At 33.0% G+C, this 19,709-nt stretch carries 16 protein-coding genes; 8 read left to right on the top strand and 8 right to left on the bottom strand.

What is annotated here, in order from left to right; all coding sequences use genetic code 11:
* Positions 1 to 13: 13 nt before the first annotated feature.
* Positions 14 to 1,060, bottom strand: coding sequence for an SMP-30/gluconolactonase/LRE family protein (locus tag J8M14_RS15550; RefSeq protein WP_211075728.1), 1,047 nt, complete (start codon positions 1,058 to 1,060; stop codon positions 14 to 16).
* Positions 1,061 to 1,075: 15 nt separating this feature from the next.
* Complete coding sequence (locus J8M14_RS15545; RefSeq protein WP_211075727.1) at positions 1,076 to 1,456, bottom strand: nuclear transport factor 2 family protein; 381 nt, start codon at positions 1,454 to 1,456, stop codon at positions 1,076 to 1,078.
* A 321-nt stretch (positions 1,457 to 1,777) separates the two neighbouring features.
* On the opposite strand from J8M14_RS15545, the gene J8M14_RS15540 reads away from it, so the two are divergent.
* Entirely contained in the window at positions 1,778 to 2,368 is a 591-nt protein-coding gene (locus J8M14_RS15540; RefSeq protein WP_211075726.1) for a fasciclin domain-containing protein, read from the top strand.
* 73 nt (positions 2,369 to 2,441) lie between these two features.
* On the opposite strand, the gene J8M14_RS15535 is transcribed toward J8M14_RS15540, so the two are convergent.
* Both J8M14_RS15535 and J8M14_RS15530 read right to left on the bottom strand, forming a co-directional pair.
* Positions 2,442 to 3,089: a TIGR02117 family protein gene (locus J8M14_RS15535; protein WP_211075725.1), complete on the bottom strand. Its 648-nt coding sequence runs from the start codon at positions 3,087 to 3,089 to the stop codon at positions 2,442 to 2,444.
* Between the two features lie 66 nt (positions 3,090 to 3,155).
* Complete coding sequence (locus J8M14_RS15530; RefSeq protein ID WP_211075724.1) at positions 3,156 to 9,254, bottom strand: MG2 domain-containing protein; 6,099 nt, start codon at positions 9,252 to 9,254, stop codon at positions 3,156 to 3,158.
* A gap of 343 nt (positions 9,255 to 9,597) precedes the next feature.
* Here J8M14_RS15530 and J8M14_RS15525 point away from each other — a divergent pair, with 343 nt between their 5' ends.
* Positions 9,598 to 10,956, top strand: a complete 1,359-nt coding sequence (locus tag J8M14_RS15525) for a Mur ligase family protein (RefSeq protein WP_211075723.1) — start codon at positions 9,598 to 9,600, stop codon at positions 10,954 to 10,956.
* On the opposite strand, the gene J8M14_RS15520 is transcribed toward J8M14_RS15525, so the two are convergent.
* From J8M14_RS15520 to J8M14_RS15510, 3 genes are all read right to left on the bottom strand, one after another.
* A complete protein-coding gene (locus J8M14_RS15520; protein WP_211075722.1) occupies positions 10,953 to 11,552 on the bottom strand; it encodes an FMN-binding negative transcriptional regulator in 600 nt (199 codons plus the stop codon). The genes J8M14_RS15525 and J8M14_RS15520 overlap by 4 nt on opposite strands.
* Positions 11,553 to 11,558: 6 nt before the next feature.
* The gene (locus tag J8M14_RS15515) at positions 11,559 to 12,002 is read right to left on the bottom strand and encodes a DUF1569 domain-containing protein (RefSeq protein ID WP_211075721.1); all 444 of its coding nucleotides are present in this window, start codon (positions 12,000 to 12,002) and stop codon (positions 11,559 to 11,561) included.
* Positions 12,003 to 12,139: 137 nt separating this feature from the next.
* Positions 12,140 to 12,583, bottom strand: coding sequence for a hypothetical protein (locus J8M14_RS15510; protein ID WP_211075720.1), 444 nt, complete (start codon positions 12,581 to 12,583; stop codon positions 12,140 to 12,142).
* Between the two features lie 206 nt (positions 12,584 to 12,789).
* Between J8M14_RS15510 and radC the strand changes: the two genes are divergently transcribed.
* From radC to J8M14_RS15480, 6 genes are all read left to right on the top strand, one after another.
* Complete coding sequence (radC, locus tag J8M14_RS15505; protein ID WP_211075719.1) at positions 12,790 to 13,488, top strand: DNA repair protein RadC; 699 nt, start codon at positions 12,790 to 12,792, stop codon at positions 13,486 to 13,488.
* Between the two features lie 87 nt (positions 13,489 to 13,575).
* The gene (locus tag J8M14_RS15500; protein ID WP_247672665.1) at positions 13,576 to 14,796 is read left to right on the top strand and encodes a polysaccharide deacetylase family protein; all 1,221 of its coding nucleotides are present in this window, start codon (positions 13,576 to 13,578) and stop codon (positions 14,794 to 14,796) included.
* On the top strand, positions 14,793 to 15,479 hold the full coding sequence (locus J8M14_RS15495; RefSeq protein ID WP_211075717.1) for a YjjG family noncanonical pyrimidine nucleotidase: 687 nt from the start codon (positions 14,793 to 14,795) through the stop codon (positions 15,477 to 15,479). Before J8M14_RS15500 ends, J8M14_RS15495 begins: the two co-directional genes overlap by 4 nt.
* A gap of 47 nt (positions 15,480 to 15,526) precedes the next feature.
* Complete coding sequence (locus J8M14_RS15490) at positions 15,527 to 16,123, top strand: hypothetical protein (protein WP_211075716.1); 597 nt, start codon at positions 15,527 to 15,529, stop codon at positions 16,121 to 16,123.
* Positions 16,120 to 17,523: a DUF5723 family protein gene (locus tag J8M14_RS15485; protein ID WP_211075715.1), complete on the top strand. Its 1,404-nt coding sequence runs from the start codon at positions 16,120 to 16,122 to the stop codon at positions 17,521 to 17,523. The genes J8M14_RS15490 and J8M14_RS15485 overlap by 4 nt, the downstream gene beginning before the upstream one ends.
* Positions 17,524 to 17,526: 3 nt before the next feature.
* Positions 17,527 to 18,354 carry a hypothetical protein gene (locus tag J8M14_RS15480; RefSeq protein WP_211075714.1) on the top strand — a complete coding sequence of 276 codons (828 nt, stop codon included), beginning with the start codon at positions 17,527 to 17,529 and terminating at the stop codon, positions 18,352 to 18,354.
* 4 nt (positions 18,355 to 18,358) lie between these two features.
* Here J8M14_RS15480 and J8M14_RS15475 read toward each other — a convergent pair whose 3' ends face one another.
* Positions 18,359 to 19,636 (bottom strand): replication-associated recombination protein A, encoded by a 1,278-nt coding sequence (locus tag J8M14_RS15475; RefSeq protein WP_211075713.1) that lies wholly within the window; start codon positions 19,634 to 19,636, stop codon positions 18,359 to 18,361.
* Positions 19,637 to 19,709: the final 73 nt, after the last annotated feature.

Genomic DNA, 19,709 nt, shown 5'->3' with positions numbered 1-19,709 from the left:
AGTAACAAAATGATTATTCCTGTAGCTTTAAAACTAAAAATTCATCATCCATAACATTACCGGTCAATACTAGATTGCCGAATGGAGTTGCCACTGAGGATCCTGACATGGTAGTGCCATCCTCTACATAAATTTGATCAACCGAATAATCATTTTTACCGCGATAACTTATTTTAATAACCTCTGAAGGAGCGGTATCTTTTTTTCCTTTTGCATAGGCTTTAAACCTTAATAGATTAGGATGACCTGCTGTCCATAAATTCCCATCAGAATCGATTTCTATATTGTCTACACCTGTACCACAAGGAATGTCTTCAATAAAATCTAATGAGCCGTCCTCGTTTCTGGAATATACTTTGATCAAAAAACCTCTGGGTGAAGCCACATAAATTAGATTACGCTTTGGATCAAAATTAATTCCATTTGCATATGCTATACCACTTGCTACTTCTGTATAGTTTTTACCATCATAATACATAACGTTAGCCACAGAAAGTCCTAAATATTCTTCCAGAAATTTGCCAATACCTTCGGTATAACCATGATCATTAGTAAAGTAAAACCGATTTTTATCGATCATTACCACGTCATTAGGGCTTTTGAGAGCTGGATCTGTCAATGTTTTTTTATACGTTAAATTCTCATCCTCTAACGTGAAAACTTCTAAAGAATGCCCTTGGTCAGTATGGTTAACTGCCATTATTTTATATACGCTATCTTTTTTAATCATCGATATTCCGTGTGGAGCAAAAGGTTTATTAAACCCAGTAGTAAGATGAGTGAGGGTGAAATCGTTGTCTTTTAGATCCATAAAATATAAACCACCTTTTTCTTCCTTTACGGGAGGATATATTTCTCTGTTTGTGGAAGATATTATAGCAAAACCTTCTGATGGATTTACAGTAATGTCTTCTGCTCCAGGAATAGGTATTTTTTTTATGACTTCTCCATTAAATTCATTTTTTACTGATCTGAAAAATCCTGTAGAGATGAGTGTATGAGAAGCATAAGCAATAATTATAATTAATAATAGTAAGGCGATTCTTTTTATAAGTCGCATAGTTTTTTGGTATTGTTATTTAGTGAATTTTTTTGGTTTTAGTTGGGAGGAGTCATAGAAAAAATGTTCTTCAGCAATCTGTTCACCTTTCCATCGTTGGTGGGTAATTTCTTCAATTTTAGTAGTAGTTCCATTTAGCCAATCAAATTGAAACGACCATCTAATGACTACATAATCTCCATGAATAAAAACTGGTCTTATACATTTAGAATGTAATGTTTTAACTTTTGAAAGAACTTCACGTTCATTTGCAACCAGTACATCCCGTCCAGCTCTTGGTTCTAGTTGGTTTTCCTGCATTGTAGCATCAATGGTATAAAATTCTTCAATGGCACTGTCATGTTTATTTTCTTCTACACGAGCAATAAAACGTTCTACTGTTTCTTCTAATGGCATATGGGTATTTTTAAACCTTGGAATGTATCTAAGATAGTAAATTAATGATTATATGGTTTGTTATAATTCATTGTATAACAAGAGTTTAATTTTAAGATTTTGTTAAGAATTATTTAACCAAAACTTACCAAGGAAAAATGGATTGGTAGCGTTGTTCATGGAAACCAAAAATAAACCAGAAAAAAACGTTTAATAATTAAAACCCTACGGATACTCATTGAGTAGTATTCAATCATTTTAATTAAAATATATTTAACACGTAAACCATCAACTCTTTTAAATTATAAGGAGTAGTCATAACTACTAAAAACAATTTTGAAAATGAAAATTAGACCATTAATCAATCTTTTGACTTTATCTGGATTAATCTTTTTTACATCTTGTACCCAGCCTAAAAAAGTAAAAACTCCTCAAAATGAAAAGCTTATTGCCCAAAATTTAGAAACACCAAAAGAAGAAGTTTTGGTTCCTATTTCGGAGCTTACTTTAGGAGATGAAGGATTTTCTACATTAGCTTCTACGCTTAGTGCTACTGATTTAAAACAGATTCTTAGTGAAAAAGGTACTTACACTATATTTGCTCCGATCAATCAAGCGTTTGAAGACTTTTCTGAAGAAACAATAGATAAATTGTTGTTGCCTGAGAATAAAGAAAAACTCACCAATATTTTGAATTACCATATTATTCCTAATGAAATTAATGAGGCCGATATCATTAAAGCAATTAATGATTATGGAGGTAGTGTAAAACTAAAAACCCTGGGAGGAAAAAGATTAATTGCCAGCAGAAAAAGTGGAACTGTATATCTAATTGATGAAAACGGTAATAAAGGTAGATTAATTACTACAGATATAAAAGCTTCTAATGGACTGATGCATACCATTGATGGTGTGATGATGCCAAAGAAGTAATTCTAAACATAGTCGTCACGTCATAATGAAAATGTGTTTTGTAAACGAGAGTCCATGCTAAGGCTCTCGTTTTTTATTGATGCATATTTAACAACCCAAAATCAAATGGTGTCCATAAACAGGATTTGATATCACTTTGTTTAAAAGCTGTATTCACCCAGCTATTACAGGTTCTGAGACAATTGTAGTTACCATTAGCTTCGTAAAAATCGTCATTTGTATTATATCCTAATCCAGGTAAGAGTGTCATGTCACCTTGTGTATCCAAACTGAAGGTCTTATATATAAAGTCGTTTATTTTTTTAAGCTGATCATCATCTACTTTTATTATTGCCCAGTCTTGACGTGTTTTAGAGTATCTTGTAACATGGATCAATGTAGAACTATTTAAAAACAAGGCTCTAAAGCTGGTTGCTAAAGTAAGATCTGCCCAGGTAGGTGTCTCTACATAGAAGTTTTTATCTCCCCAACCAAATGAAAAATATTCTTCATTAGATATGTATTTAAGCTTATTTAGAATAGTAGTGTCTAAGTTTTTCTTTGGAATGATAATTTCTAAATGAACACCATTTGAGCTTAGGTAAATAGTGTTGTTTTTTTCAGTTTTGGTATCTTGATTATTTACTGGGATATAGGTGAGAATCAATGAAACTAACACATAAGATATGGGCAGAACTAAAACGATCCCGACATATTTCAATATTTTTTTAAGTAACTTCATTATAAATATAAAACCTGGCAGGTATCAAAAACTTGCCAGGTCTAAAATAATTAAAAGAAATTTTATTTACTCAACTTTCACTCTTACTCCTTTAGAATGACTACTAAATTCTGGAGCATACATACTTTGTATAGTTGTAATCCCATTAGAGAAATCTCCTTTATTGTTTACACGTAAGTCGTATTCAAATACGTAAACTCCTTTTGGTAAATAGTCAAAGAAGAAATTGGTTGAAGCGTCTTTAGTACTTTCGTAATATCCTAAACCATCTTGCCATTTATATTGCGATAATACATTGATAGGTTCTAAGCCAGAAGCTCTCATATCTTTCATGTGTATAAACTCCATATCCCTATCGGATCTCAGTTCGATACGCACCCGAACTAAATCCCCAAGTTCTAACTTTGTATCTGAAGTAATGTCAGTGATCTCCTCACCTCTATCTGTGTTTTTCTTTAAGAACAACTTTTTCTTTAATTTCAGAGGTGTTTCTGCAGAAGATATTTTATCTAAATCTTCAAAGTATTGCCAATACATTGCGCCCCAGGCAATACCTTTTCCTTTTTTAGAGATTTTAGCAGTTGCCATATTCGGTTTAATTTCAGTATTATTCCAAGAAGTTTTAAAATATCCTGTTCCAGCTTCGACTTTTACGTCTTCCATTTGGCTAGGATCAATTTTTTGATCCCCTAATACAATGTCTACCATATCCGTTACAGATAACCAATCACTGCCTTGGAGCAATAATGCATACACGGCATTTGAGGTCGATTTGGTAGTTTCCCATCGATTAGTTTGCTTGTTCTTTAATAACCATACCTTTAGATTGTCTACAATCTCAGTTCGCTTTGGTTCAGGCTCAATTTCTGAGAATACTTCTATCATTAAGGACTGTGTTTCTATTGGTGCTTGATACCAATACCAACTAGCTGTATTAGATTTCCAGTACATACCGAGTTCTTCACTAGTAATGCTTTTTTCATCCAGAGATCTAATTACCTTGGTTGCGGTTGCTGATTCATTATTTCGATGTAAAATCAAGGCTAACATTCCCTGTGCATATAGACTTTTTTCTAACCAATATTTTTTAGACTGACCTAAGTAGTAATTCCAAGCTTCGTTTGTGTTTTTAGGTCTTTTGGTTTCTGTAAAAAAGCTACGCATATATAAATAATGCATTTGAGTATAACTCAGATGATCTTTATTGATATCAATTTTATTACGTTTACAATACTCCTTAAGTTTATTGTATTCTTTCACAAATTCTTTATCAAGGTAAGTAAGCGCTTTTCGTAACATGTTTTGTGTATTATCATCAAAATCAGTTACCCCCAGCTTTCTTAAATGCCCAAAACCTGTTGCGATATGTTGTGTGATAAAACGATTTTCATGTCCTCCCTTAAACCAAGGGAATCCACCGGAACCATATTGCATTTGTCTGAGTTTGTTTAAGGCAGATTGCAGCTCATTATTCATTTTGTTAAGATCAAAAAGTAATGCAATTCGTTTCTTCTGCTCAGTTTCACTTTGTGCATCACGTAACCAGGGAGTTTCTTGAATGATCAAAGATTTTAGTTCCTGATTTTTCTCCAGATTACTCAATAAAGCATCTGTATTTTTCCACTGATTAAATACTTCCTGAATTCTAGGGTTAGAATTTGCAATATGACTGGCTAAAGAGTTTGCATAATATCTGGAGAATGTTTGCTCAGAACACTCATATGGATATTCCATCAAGTAGGGTAGTGCCTGTACAGCATACCACGCTGGATTAGAAGTCATCTCTAAAGTGAGCTTATGATGTTTTAGGGTATTGGATGTATTTTCTTTTAATTTGTCTAAAGTAAAGGTCTTGGTCTGATTAGAACGAATCCACATGGGTAAGGTTTCTGTAACCAACATTCGATTAGATAGTACCGGAAGCACATTTTGCTCACCATCTGAGAAATCACCAGCCTTGGCAACGATTTTGTATTGAACGGTTTGTACATTGTCTGGGATTTCTAATTGCCAGGAAACATTAGTGTTTCCAGAAGCTTTTACTGCGAAATCTTGACGAGCATTGCTGTTTTTGAGTTCAATGTCTATGGATGTATTGGTTAATGCATCAATCAATTGTAATTCTACAATTCCACTAAGATCTTTGGCTGCCAAATTAGAAATTTTAGAACTCAACACGATTTTATCACCTTCTCTTAAAAAACGTGGAGGATTCGGTAAAATCATCAATTCCTTCTGTGTTACAGTTTCTAAGGCTGTTGTGGTAGCGTGCATTTCTTTGGTATGCGCCAATAATTGTAATTTCCATTTGGTCAATGCCTCAGGAGCTGTAAAATTAAAACTTACATTACCTTCTGCATCTGTAGTGAGTTGAGGGAAGAAGAATGCTGTTTCTTGAAGATTTTTGCGGATTTTCACTCCTTTTAGAGAAGATTCTTTCAGATCTTCTTTTTCATTACTCTTATTTTCAATGTTGCTTGTAGAATAGGCTTTGCTTTCTTCCTTCACGGCCCCAGCTAGAGCAACTCCTTCCATTTCTGCATCATCTGCTGCCATTTCCATGGATGCCATAGGCATAGGTGCTGCTGCAGATTTTTTCATTCTTGAAACTGCTCCTACTCCTCTTATTCTAATGTTGCCTTGTCCAAAATATAATCCAAACCAGTTTAACTTGTCATAGCCTTGATACTGAAAAGGAGAGTATAGCTGATTAGGACTGTTTAAAGAAAAGTTATTGATTCCAAAACTCTGTCCTGCTTGTCTAGTACTACTAGTGTAATAAGAAGGGCGGTTTATAGGATTAAAATACCACTGATGTGCTTTAAATTGATCCAAAGATGCATCATACATACTTGCTAATAACTCGGCTGTTACCTTATCTCCTTTTGGTCCTTTGACGGTAAAACTCCAGGTTTCTTGTTGTCCGGGTTGTAACTTATCTCTAAAGGTTCTAGTCTCTATACTTAATTCTGTTGGCTCATAAGGTACCGCAATTGGTAGTGATCCTCCCTGATATCCATTATAGTTTACCAGGCTATAGCCTACAGAAAACCCTCCTAAGTCTTCTTTTTTGACCGGGATTTTAATGGTTTTACTGTTGTTAGAAAGTTTGATTAGTTGTGTTTCAATAATTTTATGATTCTTCTCGATATCAACTGTAATTGTAATATCTTCTGAAGCTGAACTAAATTTCAGAATAGCTTCATCGCCTACTTTATAAGTAGTTTTATTCATTGTTACCTCCAATAATTGTTGATCGCTGATTACTTTGTCATTTTGATCAAACACGGTAAAGTATTGAACGTCTTTTACTTCTTGTCCAAAACGATCTTTGGTATTCAATTCTATAACATACTTTCCGGACTCCCACTTTTTGATGACTCCCAGAGAAAATTCTTGGGTTCCTTTACTATTGTTTTTAGTTTCTGTAGTATTAAAGGATTTATCAAAAACGATTTTGCCTTTATCCCAACTACGGTAATTATCTTCATTAGAATAGGCATCGTGGGGGAATAATTTTTTAAATTCATCTTCTTTAAAACCCTTATAATCCGGAGATTTCCAGGGACGAATTCGCATTGGTTTCTCGGGCGCTTTTAGTTTAAAAGCTTTGATTGCTCCTGTAACAGATACAAGTTGATTATTTAAATTTCTAGTCGAGATCGAGAGCTTGTGATCTTTTGATGTTTTATCTAGTTCGCCCTGTATATCAATATTAGCGATTAATGAGTGATATCCAACATTTACTATGGTAGTTGTACTTCTGGTTTCCCCATTAATATCAGTTACATCTGCCGTGACTTCATAACTAAAGATAGGTTGATTTTTTTTATCTGCAGTTAAATCCGGGAGTGCAGCAAAATCAATTGTATATTCTCCTTTGTCATCTGTTTTTGTTTCTCCATGAGTGATTTCCTGAGATTCTGAACCATAGTTAGGAAACCACCAACACCAACGCGGGTACTGAACTTTTCGATGTACTCGATACACTACTTTAGCATCAGTAATGTTACTTCCTGCATAAGCGGTGGCAATCCCGGTAAGTTTTATGGTATCATTAACTTTATACGTTTCGGTAACTGGGTTGAATTTAGTTTCGAATTTTGGGCGTTTATATTCCTCCACAGAAATAGAAGCATACCCATTATTATTCGTCTGAATGTTATATATACCAGTTAAGCCAGAGCTAGGTAATATAAACTCACCGCTGAATGAACCATATTCGTTACTTTTAAAGTTTAAGCTTTTTATTTCTTGACCATTAGCATCGCGCAATGTTACAAAGGCAGATTGACCAGGGTATACCTTAAACTCATCTTTTCCTTTAGCATACATCATAATCCCCTTGAAATATACTGTTTGGCCGGGTCTGTAGATGCTTCTGTCAGTAAACAGAAAGCTTGTGTAATTAACATCCGGACCTTGATTGTTATTACGATAAGATTGATTTAGATAAAGATTATCAAAGTATGCCGTATCATTTTGATAAGTAACTGTTGCGGTGACATTATAATAATATCGATCGATATTTAGAGTTGCCAGGCCTTTTTCGTTAGTAGTTATGGTTTTATTTAATTGGTTTCTATATCCTCGCTGGTCTTCAGTTTTAAGTTGAATTTTGGCATTACCAATTGGACTTCCATCATTACGATCTACTACCTGAAACTTTAATGTAGAAGGAGACTTATTTTCTATAAGAGCTAGATTGCTAATTTGCAGATCTCCATAAGAGAACATGTTTTCAATAGAAAGATTTTTTTGTGGAGCGGCAACAATTAAATAAGAACCTTGAGGTAGTTCTGGTAGCAGAACCTCTGTGTTATGAGTCTGGTAATCTTGTTCATTAGAGATTTCTGATTCCCAGTTTTTTTCTATCGCCAAAGTATTGATTAATTCTATTTGATCTTTGATGTTATAAATCCTTCGTAAACGAACCAGTTGTTTTTTATTGATTTTTAAAGCTTTGAAATATAATTTATCTAGATTTTTGTAGGTAATTAATAACCTTCCTGGAGTTTGTATAGGGACATATTTCTCTGTTTTGATCGAAATTGAAGGGGTTAAAATTTGTTCTTTTAGTACTTTACAATTATTGGCCCCTCTGGATTCCGGAAAGCCCTTGATAGTAGCTTCGCATACTTCCAGAGCATCCTTCAGTTTCCAGCGATGTGTTTCATTTTCCTTCGGAATGTATTCGGAGGCTTGTTGTTGATAGACTTTAGCAATTTCATAACTATATAATGCACAAGCTTCGCGAGTTTTGATGTTTTCTTTTTCAGAAAGTAAAGTTTCTAGCAATACTTTTTGTTTATCATAAAATGTTGCGTTTTCATAAACAAATAATAATCTTTCGATATTGACTTCGGTTAGTGCGTCTGGCTCTTTGTCTCTAGAGTGAAAATTAATCAAGCTTTGATATACTTTCAGAGCGTGAAACTGAAGCGAAAGAGAATCTTTAGTTTCAAGTTTTACCCTTGAAAATATGGTGCTTTCTTTTAAATAATCAGAATTATTAATTTCGAAAGCATATGCCGGACGAGTAATATTGGTTTCTGAAGTTTTATAGAAATCTAAAGCATTATGTGATAAGAAATCGTAGAGCGTAGGTCTATATTTTTTAGAATCCTTTGCTTTTACAAGAAGTTCATCGAATATAGAAAGATCAGTTTGTTGCGCTAGAACACCATTCTGAAGTGATTTTTGATAATACTGATGGATCTCAGCAAATAAAGTTTCCAGATCCCAAGTTCTAAAATCTTCAACATCTACTTTTTCTGTAGTTTTGGTTCTGTTATAAAATTTCCATCGATTCTGCTGAAAATATTGCCAATACATATTAGCGAGTATACTTTCTAAAATGTTTTGCTCCGGAAATTTACTATTCTCAATTTCACTTTTAAATTCTTTTATAATATTGAGTTGAGCGTTTTCTTCAAGAGTAAGAATGTACTTAGCCTTAAAGAGTAAAGCTTTGATGATTTGATTAGCATCCTTCTTCTTTTGGGCTTTTGTGTATATATTTTCTACAACCTCCAAAGCGGATTTGGGTAATCCCTGTTGATCAAAAGATTCAACTTTTTTCCATTCATTTTCATAGTTTTCCTGACTCATTATTGTGCTGATGTTGGTTATACAGATAAGAACAAGTATGATGTATTTTTTCATTACCAATATTTTAGGTTGCTAAACAAATTATTGCAAGTCTTATACCAATTTATGACAGTCAAGACCTATCCTTTGTAAATAACAATATAAAGCTACGGATTTGAAATGAGCCATGTCAGTTTTGTTAGTATAAATTAATTGTAATAGCAAATTCTATTCTTTCGCTAAGTAAAAAATAAAAAGAGACATATAAAATGGTAATTGAGGGAAATGGTCTTTTCATTTAGTATTAGAGTTTATTTATGAAGAGAATCCATTCAGGTTTAATAACATTTTTCGTAACATCATTATTTCATTAGCTCATCGTTAATTGTATCTTTACTGACTAATTTAATAGTAAACTATGCGTGTACATTTTATAGCGATTGGTGGGAGTGCGATGCACAATTTGGCAATTGCACTACATAAAAAGGGATATCAGATTACCGGAAGTGATGATACCATTTTTGAACCTTCAAAATCTAGATTAGATCGTTATGGATTATTACCAAGTGAATTTGGCTGGTTTTCTGATAAGATATCTTCTGACCTAGATGCTATTATTTTAGGAATGCATGCTAAAGAGGATAATCCTGAGCTGTTGAAAGCGCAAGAGTTGGGAGTGAAAATATATTCATACCCAGAGTTCTTATATGAGCAATCTAAGGATAAGACACGTGTAGTTATAGGTGGTTCTCATGGTAAAACAACGATTACATCTATGATTTTACACGTTTTGCATTATCATGAAAAGGAGGTGGATTATATGGTAGGAGCACAGCTAGAAGGTTTTGACACTATGGTTCATCTTACTAAAGAAAATGATTTTATGATATTAGAAGGGGATGAATATTTATCTTCTCCTATAGATAGAAGACCTAAGTTTCACTTATATAAACCCAATATTGCTTTGTTAAGTGGTATTGCTTGGGATCATATTAATGTCTTTCCTACGTATGAAAATTATGTAGAACAGTTTCAGATCTTTGTGGATAGTATTGTAAGAGGTGGAAGTGTTAATTATAATGCTGAAGATGATGAGGTTGTTAGAGTCGTAGAAGGTTCTGAAAATCAAATCCGTAAAATTTCCTATACAACTCCAGAATATAGAGTAGAAAATGGAGAAACCTTATTAGATACTCCGGAGGGAGAAATGCCAATTGAAGTTTTTGGTGCTCATAATCTGAATAATTTGGCTGGTGCTAAATGGATTTGTCAACATTTAGGTATTGATGAAGATGATTTTTATGAAGCGATAGCTTCTTTTAAAGGAGCTTCTAAAAGATTAGAAAAAATTGCTGAAAGTAACTCTGCAGTTGCTTATAAAGACTTTGCACACAGTCCTTCAAAAGTAGCTGCGACCACAACAGCAGTAAAAGAACAATATAAAGATCGAAAGTTAATAGCTTGTCTTGAGCTGCATACTTATAGTAGTCTGAATGCTGAGTTTTTAAAAGAATATGAAGGAGCACTAAATGCTGCTGATGAAGCAGTAGTGTTTTATTCTCCCCACGCCGTTAAGATCAAACAGCTAGAAGAAGTGTCTGCTGATCAGATTGCTGAAGCCTTCAATCGTAATGACTTGATTATTTATACAAATCCAGAAAAATTTCAAGAATATCTGAAGCAAAAAGATTTTGAAAATAATGCTTTACTACTGATGAGTAGCGGTAATTACGGAGGTTTAGATTTTGATGAGGTGAAAGAATGGATTGAGAGCTAAAAATGCTTCTCAAAAATTCGATTTACAAAATCTGCCACACTCTTTTGATTATTCTGAATTAGTTCGCGCTTAGCATTTTTAATATCTGCAGGAATTTTATCCTGACTTAATTTAAATTTTCCTTCCCATTGTTGTACTTCAATTTCAAAACAATGAATGTAAGGAACTAGTCGATCCATTCTCTTGTCATTGATATCTAATGTAAATGCTTGAGAAGTACCTTCTAAATATTCTGTCATAGTAACCATAGACCCTTTTATGGTATCAGGATCTTTAATTTCTTGTACAACACCTTTAGCATGAGAAAAAATATAATTCCAGGTGGGTAATTGTTTCGTGGTATATATTGAGGGAGAAATATAAGTCTGCGGTCCTTGGAACACACAGGTGATAGGGTAATTGTTGTTTAATAAATCTACATGCGGATTATTTGCATCGATATGTCCAACTAACTTATCCCCATGAAAAATCAATGGAGCATGAGTAATAAAAGGAGTATCATCTTTTGCAGATATAATTGTAGCAAAAGGGTAGGTCAGTGCTACTTCTTTAATATTTTCAATATTGTAGTCTTGGTGATGTTTTGGTGGGTACACAGGCAATTATACATTAAATTGTTGAAGATGATGATCGAGATGTTTGTATTGCATTTGCCCCCATTGCTCATTTGTGAATTTTCCAAACATAGGATGAGGCTCCCAATATGGTCTATTTCTTTCGTTAGAAAATGCAGATACCAATTCTAACAGTTGTTGTTTTTCTTGATCAAACTCTTTCTGATCTACAACCTTTAATTTTGGATGGGTAGGAAGGTTTTTCTTCCAGGGTTTGTCATTATATAAAGATTTTTTAAAAAATAACTTTGCAAGTAAACTTGATTTCATTCTAGGATGATTCTTTTTTAAAGCGATTTTTAAAGGAAACTGACAGTGATAAAACATTTGTGCTACATCCATCTTTCCCCATGCTGGAGTACTTGTATTAGATAGCTGTTCAATACGACTTTCTATTTCATTTTTTGTAGTCTCATCAAATAAAGATTTCATCGTGATAAAGATTTGTGATTAATGATGAAGATACTAAAAAATCTTTCATATGTAAGAAGAAGAAACTTATATAAAAAAATAAAGACTGATCAATTAGATCAGTCTTTATTATATATTGTTTTTATGATAAAATAATTCTAGCTTACCTCGTCAAATATTTGTCTTAAAAAATTATCCATATCATCTTTTCCTACAATGTCTGCAGGAGTCGCTATGTTCATCATCAATGGTTGATCTTTGATCTTGCCTTTTAAGAAAAATTGATATGTAGTACCCATCTTAAATTTGTATCCTTTAAGCTCAAATCCAAAAGATGTGAAAGTAATTTCAGATTTAGTACTATTCCCTTCAGTAAAAGCACTAATCGTAGCATCAAAAACAGTAGATAACATGTCATCACTGTAATAGTCCCACTTTACAGAAGTACCATTACAAGCCTGTAACTCGTATTTAGATTGTGCTTCACATCCTCTAGGAACTTGTATGTTATTTCCTACTAGATCTAAGAAAGAAACTCTTTTGTCTTGTCCAAAAAAAGTAATGGTAGTGAATAATAAAACGAGGGTAAAAATATTCTTCATAAATAGGTTATTTTGAGATTTTTAAAAATGATTTTGGGCATAATCGGCGTAAAGATAGTAAAACTTTCATTTTCAAACAAATATATTTGTTGTTCACGTAATAATAATACGGTAAAATTATCAATAATATAATAATTGGATAATAATCTACTGTAATTGAGATAAATAGTTTATACTTAGAATCTGTAAAAAACATGCTACAAATAATGAATGAATTAAGTTCTTCGTTTTCTATCAAGGAATGGAGTGAAAATGATCGACCAAGAGAGAAATTAATCGCCAAAGGGAAAAACACGCTCACAGATGCAGAGCTTATTGCTATTTTAATAGGTTCTGGTAATCGTAATGAAAGTGCGGTTGCACTGAGTAAGCGGATTTTAGCAAGTGCCAATAATCAGATTCATACGTTAGGAAAGCTATCAATAAAACAGCTAATGCAATTTAAAGGTATAGGAGAAGCTAAGGCTATTTCTATCGTTGCGGCATTAGAATTAGGAAGAAGGAGAAAAAACGAAGATGTCCCTGTGATTCCAAAAATGACAAGTAGTAAAGACGTTTTTGACATAATGCACCCTTTGATAGGAGATTTAGAACATGAAGAGTTTTGGGTATTGTATCTAAATAATTCTAATAAAGTATTGCAGAAAAAGCAGATTAGTTTAGGAGGTAAGACAGGAACACTGGTAGATGCTCGAATCGTTTTTAAATATGCTTTAGAGTTTGATGCGACAGCTATAATTTTAGCACATAATCATCCTAGTGGTTCCTTAATACCTAGTCAGTCTGATAAGGATTTAACAAGAAAACTAAAGCTAGCTGGAACTAATTTAGATATTAGATTGTTGGATCACCTTATCGTCACAGAAAAAAAGTATTTTAGCTTTGCAGATGAGTCTATACTTTAACGCTGTTCTATGTTATTAATTTATGTTCAAAAAATAACTCCGAGGGTTTCCTATTCTTTTAAGCAAATTTGTAAAAGAATTTTGGGGTTGGAGATTGATTTCACTTCAAAAATTGAATCTTTTATTGCTCATGATGGTCCCAAATTTTCTTATGGTAAAAAACCATTAGGAAAAGAGCTTTATTTTCAAAGTACTGATTTACTTTTTGAGCATGGATTGAGCGATTTAGAAATTTTGGTTACAGACTGGGAAGAAACGAAATGTTTTTTTCAGGTCAAGCATGAAAAGTCTGCATTGCCTTTTGATATTTTTGCTGCAACCTTTTATTTACTTACCAGATATGAGGAATATATGCCTCATGTAAAAGATGAGCTGGGACGGTTTGTAGCTACAGAAAGTTTGGCATACCTCCATGGTTTTTTGCAAGATCCGGTAGTCGATATTTGGGCATATAAGTTCAAAAAGATTTTAAAAGAAAAATATCCGGATTTATTTTTCAAAAAGAAGAGTTTTTCTATTGTTCCGATTGTAAAAGTATCAAGGACATTGGTGTATAAGCAAAAAGGAATTTTAAGATCTGTTGGAGGTGGTTTTAGAGACTTATGGCAATTGGAGTTTAACCGCGTTGCTGATAGAATTAGGGTATTGCTAGGGTTAAAAAAAGACCCCTATGATACATTTGATTTTATAATTAATCTTCAAAAAAGAAAAAAAAGAAGGGCAATTGTTTTATTTGGACTTGGAGATTTTTCTAATTATGAGAAAAACATAAGCTTCAATGACCCTGAACATAGAAAAATAATAAAACACGTAGCTGATTATATTGATGTGGGACTAAAGGTGTCTTATGATGCAGTTTCTGATTTACCTTTATTAAAAAAAGAAGCGCTTCGAATGGAAGGGATTATAAATAGACATCTAAGATTTGCACTTTGCGCATTTTACAAGATAAAGCTTCCTAAAGCATATCGCAATTTTATAGAACTAGAAATAGAAGAAGACTTCTCTATGGGATATCGCGAATATTCAGGTTTTAGAGCAGGTACTTGTACACCATTTTTGTTTTATGATCTTGATTATGAAGTCCAGACTCCATTAGTGGTAAATTCTTTTTGCTTTGCCAATAGAGGTTTTGAGGATTCAAATGATGCAATTTCTGTAAAGAATGAGATTCTTTCTTATGTCAAAAAGGTCAAAAAGGTAAATGGTACTTTTATACCGGTTTTTAGCAATGCTTTATTTAGTGAACTTAGTGGTAATACATTTTGGAAGTCTATTTTTGAATTCATTTGGGATATAGAAGAATGAAAAATAATATTGAACACATATTTTTTGATTTAGATCATACACTCTGGGATTTTGATAAAAATTCTTCTTTAGCTTTTGAAAAAATGTTTCAGAAATTTGAGATCAATCTTCAGGTTTCAGAATTTCTAAATACATATCAATCGATTAATTTAAAATACTGGAAGTTATATAGAGAAGAAAAAGTAACTAAAACCGAGCTGCGAAGAGGAAGATTTATTGAAGCTTTTAACTCTTTTGCAATGCAATTTCCATTATCAACCATTGATCACCTTTCTGATGACTATATAGCTTTCCTTCCATTAAATAATTACCTTATTTCAGGTACAAAAGAACTGTTAGATTATCTAAAGCCTAAGTATAAACTTCATATTATTACTAATGGTTTTAGAGAGGTCCAAAATCACAAGTTATCAAATTCGGGGATTAAAAATTATTTTACAACCGTTACTAATAGTGAAGATGTCGGGGTCAAAAAACCAAACCCAATTATTTTCGAACATGCCATACAAACTTCTGGTGCGAAAATTGAGAATAGTTTGATGATAGGGGATAACTATGAAGCCGATATTTTGGGTGCTGAAGCTTTGGGAATCAAAACAATATGTTTTAACTATCATAAAGAAAAATTACCTGCTGATTTTATACAGGTTTCAGAATTAAAACACATAAAAATGTATTTATAGTAATAATAATTTGTATATTTTCGTTATTACTTTAATCTACCCCCAAGATGAAGACTATGAAAAGCTATGCATTTATGCTTTTCGCGTGTACAGTATTTTTAACTGTTTCATGTGTAAAAGATGTTGATTTTAATCAACTTGATGATGCGGTTCTTACTCCAGTGTTTGAAGCCGACTTTATTTATTCGCAATTTGATATCGAGGAATTTATTCCTGATGGTTTACCTCCCGATACGGAGTTTACTATTCCTGTAGAACGTTTAAGAGATACGATAAATTATGACCTTACCAGTACAGATTTTGCTATCGAAAATTTAGACAGGGTAGAATTAACTATAGAAGTTCGTAACACTATTGAGAGAGACTTTAGTATTGTATTTCAGTTTCTAACGGCAGATGGAACCGCTATTGGTGAACTTTATAACGTTCCTGTAGCTGCGGGAATGGGAGCAGGGACAGCACCTGTGGTTTCGTTTTCAAATCCAAACCCAATAGTTTTGGATAATCCTACACTTGTTGAATTAGCAAATGCTCGAAGAGTATACACTGAGATTTTAATTCCAGCCCCTCCGTTAAATACAAATTTGAGGGGAGTTATAGATTTAAGATCAAAAGCAACGTATTATATTAATTACGAGTTATGAGAATCTTTATTTACTTATGTATAAGTTTATGGGGATGCTCGATGTATGCTCAGAACAAGGAAGTATTATATGATTTTATAGAACTTCCGCAGTCGTTAATGCTTAACCCGGGAGCCGATGTTGATTTTGAATATCACGTTGGGATACCTGTTTTATCACAGATTCACGTTAATGCTGGATTTAAAGGAGCCTCAGTTTATGATGTTTTTGCAGATGATGGCAGAAGCATAAACGATAAAATAGAAACTACGCTTAATAATCTGGGGAGTAATGATTATGTAACATTAACTCAGCAATTAGAGATTCTTAATTTTGGTTGGAAAAGTAAGAAAAATGAAAAAATATACTACTCAGGGGGATTGTATGAAGAGTTAGATTTGATAAGTTATTTTCCAAAAGATTTTGCAGTACTAGCTTACCAGGGAAATCAAGATTTTATCAATCGCCCTTTTAGGTTTTCAAATATAAGTTTGACAGGAGAACTTCTTACAGTATATCATTTTGGATATAATAAAAAAGTAAGTAAAAAACTAACTTTTGGTGCTAGAGCTAAGCTGTATTCTAGTATTATAAATTTTAGAAGTACTAAAAATAGTGGAACTTTTACAACAATAGAGACTCCTAATGGTAATAATATTTATCAACATATAATAAATAATGCTAATGTAACTGTAAAAACCTCTGGATATGCTTCTTTGCGTGAAATAGAATCCGAAGATACTTCTGATGGAGCGAGACAAGTGAAAAATAAGTTTATTGGAAGAGCTTTGTTAGGTGGTAATCTGGGGTTAGGTGTAGATTTAGGATTTACATATCAATTAGAAGATCAATGGACAATAACGGGTAGTGCTACTGATCTGGGAATGATTTTTTATACCAAAGATGTTGAGACATATCGCGCCAGAGGGAGCTTTGCTTTTGATGGTATACAGACACCAATCACTACCGGAAGTGAAGGTCAAGATGTGCTGGATGAATTAGAAGAAGCGATACCTATAGATACATTGAGTACTGCTTATGCGGCTATGCGCCCACTAAAATTAAACGGATCTATAAAATATTCTTTTAACCGATATGATGATGGTACCTGTAATTATTGCTTCGAAGGAGAGGATCCTCCTTATCTGGATGGAATAGGATTACAAGTATTTACTCAGTTTAGGCCTAAAAGACCTCAATATGCAGCTTCTTTGTTTTATTACAAGCGATGGTTTAGTTTTTTAAGAACTAAGGTTACCTATACCATTGATGACTTTTCCTATAAAAACATAGGATTTTTATTATCTACCCATATTGATAAAATTAATTTCTATATTTCTGGAAATAATCTTTTAGAATACTCTAATTTGGCAAAGGCCAGAGGAGTTTCAGTTCAGTTTGGATTTAATTATATAATGTAATATATGAAGCATATTTTAATTTTAGGGGTTGTTGTTTTTTGTTCGATTAGTTTTTATGGTCAGAAAAGTATTAATGATTATAAATATGTTGTTGTTGCTGAGGAATATGATTTTTTTGAGGGAAAAGATAAATATCAACTAAATTCATTGACTAAATTCTTATTTAATAAATATGGATTTAATGCTTTTTTACAAAATGATGAGAAGCCAAATGATTTAATAAATAATGGATGCTTAGGTTTAAGAGCTGATGTAAAGAAAGGTTCTGGACTTTTTTCAACTAAACTCGTTGTGGAGTTAAGGAACTGTAATGGAGCAATAGTTTTTAGTTCATCTGAAGGTAAGAGTAGGGAAAAGGAATTTAAGAGAGCATATCAAGAAGCGCTTAGAGATGCTTTTAAGAGTATTCAAAAACTCAATTATAAATACTCTGAAGCAGCAAGTGAACTGGAAAATAAGGTAGTTATCGAATCTCCTGTAAAGGTGGATAAAAAAGATGCCAAAGAAGAAAAACCAGCAAAGCCTAGAAAAACAAAAAAGTCAGTTATCTCTGAGGCTCCAGCCTCAAACCCTAACTCTGGTTCTTACATTTTTAATGATGTTAGCTATACTTTTCATAAAAAAGAATATGGATATGAATTGCAAAGGAGAGAAGAAGGTCAATTAGTTAAAATTGGCAAAGCTTATAAGTCAAATCATGGGAATAACTATATAGTTAAAGCTGGTGAGTTAAGCGGGAACGGTTTGTTTGACTCTTATGGTAATTTTATTTTAGAGCGAATAAATCCTGTAACTGAAAAATTAATTACGGATACCTTTGCGAGACAATAAATAGCTAGTAATCATATTTATCTTTCCAACGTGATTTAAGAAATTCTCTTAAAGCATTTTCACGACTATTATTACCGGGCTCATATAACTTTGTATTAGCAATCTCTTCTGGAAGAAATTCTTGTTCTACGAAGTTGTTTTGATGATTATGAGCATACTTATAGTCTTCGCCATAGCCTAACTCTTTCATTAGTTTAGTTGGAGCATTTCTAATATGTAACGGAATGGATAAGTCACCAGTTTGTTTCACCAATTGTTGGGCTTTGTTAATCGCCATATAGGATGCATTACTTTTTGGAGAAGTAGCTAAATATACAGCACATTGACTTAATATAATCCTTGATTCTGGATATCCTATAGTGGTCACAGCCTGAAAAGTATTGTTAGCCATAATAAGAGCAGTAGGATTAGCATTTCCGATATCTTCTGAAGCTAAAATAATCATTCGACGGGCGATAAACTTAAGATCCTCACCTCCTTCAATCATTCGCGCTAACCAATAAACTGCTGCATTAGGATCACTACCTCTCACTGATTTTATAAAAGCAGATATGATATCATAATGCTGCTCACCGGTTTTATCGTATCTAACTGTATTTTGTTGTACTAATTTCGTAACCAAATCATTAGTCAACACTATAGGATCTTGATCTTGACTAGAAACTATTAACTCAAAAATATTAAGCAATTTTCTAGCATCTCCACCACTTAGCCTCAATAAAGATTCAGTTTCTTTAAGTTGAATATCTCTAGACTTTAAATATTCATCCTCTTTCATTGCTCTTTGTAACAAAGCCTCTAATTCTTCTTTTCCAAAGGCATTAAGAACATATACTTGACAACGAGATAATAATGCAGGGATAACTTCAAAACTTGGATTTTCTGTGGTTGCTCCAATGAGTGTTATCCACCCCTTTTCGACAGCTCCTAATAGAGAGTCTTGTTGAGACTTACTAAAACGATGGATTTCATCAATGAATAGTATAGGGTTTTTAGTAGTAAATAAACCTCCACTTTGTTTTGCTTTCTCTATAACGTCTCTAACTTCTTTTACTCCACTATTAATTGCACTTAGAGTATAAAAAGGTCTACCTGATTCATTGGCTATGATATTGGCCAAAGTGGTCTTACCTACTCCAGGAGGTCCCCATAATATTAAAGATGGTATAATTCCTTTCGTAATTTGATGAGTCAGAGAACCGTCATTACCCACTAAATGTTCTTGACTAAGATAAGCTGATAAAGATTTCGGTCGTATTCGCTCTGCAAGTGGTTCATTCATAATTGTAAATTTACAAAGTGGTAAAGGTAATATGTTATAAAGTTTTAATTTTTTTATTGATATTTCTAAGAAT

The organism is Aquimarina sp. MMG016 (genome assembly GCF_018100805.1).
Lineage (GTDB): Bacteria > Bacteroidota > Bacteroidia > Flavobacteriales > Flavobacteriaceae > Aquimarina.
This window is presented reverse-complemented; position numbering and strand designations above follow the sequence as displayed.